Source organism: Pseudomonas sp. (assembly GCF_026224925.1).
In the GTDB taxonomy this organism is placed as follows: domain Bacteria; phylum Pseudomonadota; class Gammaproteobacteria; order Pseudomonadales; family Pseudomonadaceae; genus Aquipseudomonas.
In genome coordinates this window covers 1-4,283 of record NZ_JAMFRV010000731.1, presented here as the reverse complement: position 1 = coordinate 4,283, position 4,283 = coordinate 1, and the positions used below count along the sequence as shown (strand labels likewise).

Below are 4,283 nucleotides of genomic sequence, written 5' to 3'. Positions count from 1 at the left end.
ATGGTGCCGCTGTCCCTGGTGGACGTCTGTACTGGAAATCAACAGATCCGTGTCTACCCGCTACACGGCACGTATGCCTCGCTGACCAGCGAATTCGTGTTCTTCGATCACCCCGGCAAACCCGCACCCCGGGAGCTGGCGCAGATAGTTGCCGAGATTGAAAGGAATGCCCACGAGGTAGGTACGCTCGCTATTGCCTAGCGAGCGCTGTCAGTCGAACTCAGCAATTACACGAGAGCCGAACCGCATCGTCTTCAAAACGATTGGACACCAGTAAACCATCCCTCTCAGATAGCGCCTGAATGATGTCCCCGTGCTGCAACTCAAAGCCGTCCCGATCGGTACTTAATGAGGCGCCCAGCAGCACGTAATGAACCATGCCCGGCTCGCACAGCTCGTCGTGCCGGAACAACAACTCTTCCAGTTCGGTCTTGGCGAACAACAATTGGTCCAGGCCAAGGCGTGAATGTTTCTCCCAGACTACTTTCCCCTGCCTGACCACCGAGCCCTGAACAATGGAATACGGCGGTGGTTCGGCCATGACCAACTCATGGCTCACCGCGGTATTTCTCAGTTTCGACAACCCCGCGAGACTCGGGTGACTGTGACGTAATACCGGATCGGAAAAGTCCACCGCTAACGTGTAGCCCATGTAATGCGGGGATGCACCGGCGTCGATGACGTAGACACAGGCGTATTCGATTTCAATTCCAGCGCCACTGGCGTGGTAAGGCGATTTGATCGACTGCAGTTGCGTGATCAGACCTTTACCGTTGCCTTTGTAGTACCAGTCGGGCGACGCATGCTCGGCTGCCGCAGTGCCGTTGACCAAACGATGGGTGTAACCGAAGCCGCTTACCATGCAATGTACGTCTTGCACCGGCTTGAGCGGTATCCGGTAAGAGGCAGTGAACCAAGACTCCGAGGTGATCGGCGAACACCCCAACGTTTCTTTAAACTCGGGCCACTTCAAATGGCTTTTTATATACAGCTCACCGAGTTGCTGTGAGTCCTTGAGGTGGTTGATCTTGCGCAGCCTTTCAGATCCCTCCGTCAGCTCAACAATGCCCACCCAACGCTCGCCGTTACGTTCAACGCATTCTATGATTTTGTCCATTTATGCTGCCTCCGTGCGTAAAGGAACCGGTGCTCGCCGACGCACTGAACACAGTACGACGCCAGTGCCGATCAGAAACAAACTAACCACGTGATACCCGTGCAGTTGCACGTTTAGAAACATGATGCTGATAACGCCGCCAGAAAGCGGCACAAGGTGGGTAAATATCTCGCCCCGGGTGGCACCGATCGCGCCGATGCCTTTGCTCCAGAATAAATAGGAGAGCCATGACGGAAATATCACCAGGTAGGCCAACCCCAACCAAGGTGCCAGCCCATGCCCCAAATCAAAAGAAGCGACAGGGTTGGTCACCCACTCATTCAAACTGAACGGAATCAGGCACAAGGCGCCTATTACCGCCGAGAAGGTCACAAACGCATTGCCGGTGATAGTAGTGGGTTTGGTGCGCAAGAAAGAGCAGTACACCGCCCAACTGAGCGCCGATGCCATGGTCCAAACGTCCCCTCTATTAAAGCCTTCGAGGAAACTCAAGTCAGCCAGATGACCCATGCTCACCAACCAGAGAACACCCACGGTACTGATGATCACCCCGACAATATTCGACGGGGAGATGAAATCACCAAAGACGAATCGGTTAAGTGCCAGTACCAGGCATGGCGTGGCTGACAGGTAAATAGCTGCGTTCAGCGAGCTGGTGTATTGCAACCCGATATACAGCGTCAGCGGGAACAGTACTTGCCCGCATACCGCAAGCATCACTATCGTGAACCAGGCACTACGAAACGCCGGAAGACTGGCTTTAACCACTCGATAGTTAATTAGCAGCAGCAACACACTGGTGATCAACCAACGGGCCTGTGACAACAGCACCGGGTCCAGGTGCACAACCATTAACTTACCGACAACGTAGTTGCCGCCCCAGAAAATCGCGGCGAGTGAAAGCAGCAGGTATGGCATGGAACCCCCGGTTAGCGTTTTTTCAAGAGAATGAACTGTTTGCCGTTAAGCGCGACATCACGGCAAAGTACAAAGGCACTTCGAAACAGTTCGGCGGCGTTTTCGCCAGCGCTGTGGTGTGGATAAAGAAGATAAGCACCCGCCGCCAACACCCGCGCCAGCTCCGAAACAAACACCTGTCGAGCCTGGTGTTCCGAGGGTGCCGAATTGGTGATAACCAGCGAGTAGCCCAACTTGCGGCGGTAATGAAATTCGCCGGCCGAGGGAAAAGGGAGTGCAGAAAAATCCAGCCCGGCCCTGACACGAACGTGTTGGTGTCCCTGGTCTTGCGCCCACTGTAGATGGTTAGCAAACCCGAGCCTTGAACCGGCGATAACATCAATCGCTTGGCTGGACGCGGCCTGTAATTGAGCGTTGTCCGCAGGATCGATTAATAGAACCAGTTTTTTACCACCGTTTATTTTCAGCAACTTGGTGATTTCTTCCGGCAAAACGTCCGCCGACTCTGGCGTGCACTCGTCGCGATAAACCGTCAGCCAGTCAGCGTTGACCGCCGCCCAGTCACTAACCTGTAACGTCTGCTCGATCGTCGGTTGATAGGTTTCCATCAAGTACGCCTTGAAGGGCAGGTACTGAAGTACTTTCCCGTGATCGCCTACGACGGAGTAGTCACCGACCCAGGTATTAACGAAGGTACGAATTCCCACGATGCTCGCTTTGCCCAAGTAATCCGCATTCCACCCGACGATGGCTTCACGCCCAACCCAGGCGTAATCGCACAACTTCACCGGCGGCAAGCTGGTCATTGCTACGGTGCGCGAGCCGATTGAAGGTCGACCAAACGGGTCATGGTCCTGGCGCAGTAACTGGCTACCCGGCGATAGCCAGACACCGTCGCCGATGTCGACATCGCCCCCGGCATTAATTGCTGAGTTACGACCAAATCGAACGTACTGACCAATCTTGATAGAGGGCAACTGGCAAGCCGAATAGCCCAGTTGGTGATCGGCATGGGGATGGCTGAAATAAGCGCCGTTTTCAAAGTGCGTTGGCGCGATCAGGTGTTCGCCGGTTTGCTCCTTAACAATCAGCGGTGCGCCTGCCGTGTTTATCGAAAAGTGCTCGTCGGGTAATTGCAGTTCCGCGCCCAGCCCCTGCAATCGCTCCTTAAACGTTACGCCAAAATTGATTTCGTCACGGTGGCCGTTGGTAGTTTGAGAAAGCTTCCTCAGGTCGCGAAGCGTTTGCACATAACGGGTGATTGGCGGCTGCGCGACGGAAACCAACGATTTCTCCAACCCTCCCAGCTCACGCTCCCCGGCTAGCAGATTAATGGGATAAATCCCAACCGATGCATCCATGTAATGTTTTAGCATGACAACTCCCTGTTTCAACGAAGAAAAATAATGCGATGACCCGGCAGCTCCGCTGCAAGTTCAAGGCATTCAAAATCCTAGGTTGATGGCAGGCAAACGAATATCGAGTTTTATGGATGCGCCCTATCGATAAAAACGAATCGGGGCTGACAGCGTGACCGACAAACGGCCCTTGGGACCCACAACGCATACCCAAAAATCAATTGTATTTTTTTTGATGTACGTACGTACTAAGTTGGCACATATCTTTCTAGTAAAAACGCCTAGCGATAGGTAGGCCCGTGAACATCGGGCTTTCAGGTGCATACCACGCACCAATCGCAGACAACGGACGGCGACCCCGTTCCTAAATAGTGCAAAGCGGACCAAAAATTCGCTGATCTAGCGTCAAGAATAAGGAAATTTTAACATGCTCTACGTGCAACCCACTCGCTGTAAGCACTTCACGTCTTTACCTTTGGCTGCATCGACCGCTACCTCGACTCTGCGCTGGCAAGGGCTACACCGCCTACACCCTCGGCAATTGACGAGCGCAGACTCCACGTTAAAACAATGCTTCGTTTTTAATGTCACGGCTCCGCTACTTAAATCCGTACGGACAGCGCGTGAGCCTTTTCTGGTCGATCGAACTCTCTGATTTCTCGCTCTGTTACTAGCTGATGGTTGAGTAGCCACTACTCCCTTTGCCTGAGACGACGTTATCTCGGAGTTTATCCATGACACGATCAATGACCGCTGAAAATCTATTCCGTTTAGAGTCGGCACTGTGCCGAAAAACTCTTTGCGCAAACGAATTATCCGGATAGCCCACTAAGGGCTATTACCTGACAGCAAAAACCAGCGCTTCCGATAACTAACGGACGGGACTTCTT

At 53.3% G+C, this 4,283-nt stretch carries 3 protein-coding genes and 1 pseudogene; 1 reads left to right on the top strand and 3 read right to left on the bottom strand.

The window, feature by feature from the left end; translation table 11 throughout:
- Positions 1-201: pseudogene (locus M0974_RS30360) on the top strand (hypothetical protein); the annotation flags it as partial.
- A 19-nt stretch (positions 202-220) separates the two neighbouring features.
- Here the strand turns inward: M0974_RS30360 and M0974_RS30355 are convergent.
- Genes M0974_RS30355 through M0974_RS30345 form a run of 3 tightly spaced genes read right to left on the bottom strand, consistent with a single transcriptional unit; the run spans position 221 to position 3,411 of the window.
- Complete coding sequence (locus tag M0974_RS30355; protein ID WP_297845625.1) at positions 221-1,117, bottom strand: hypothetical protein; 897 nt, start codon at positions 1,115-1,117, stop codon at positions 221-223.
- The gene (locus M0974_RS30350) at positions 1,118-2,035 is read right to left on the bottom strand and encodes a DMT family transporter (RefSeq protein ID WP_297845623.1); all 918 of its coding nucleotides are present in this window, start codon (positions 2,033-2,035) and stop codon (positions 1,118-1,120) included.
- A gap of 11 nt (positions 2,036-2,046) precedes the next feature.
- Positions 2,047-3,411, bottom strand: a complete 1,365-nt coding sequence (locus M0974_RS30345; protein WP_297845622.1) for a hypothetical protein — start codon at positions 3,409-3,411, stop codon at positions 2,047-2,049.
- Between the last annotated feature and the right edge of the window lie 872 nt (positions 3,412-4,283).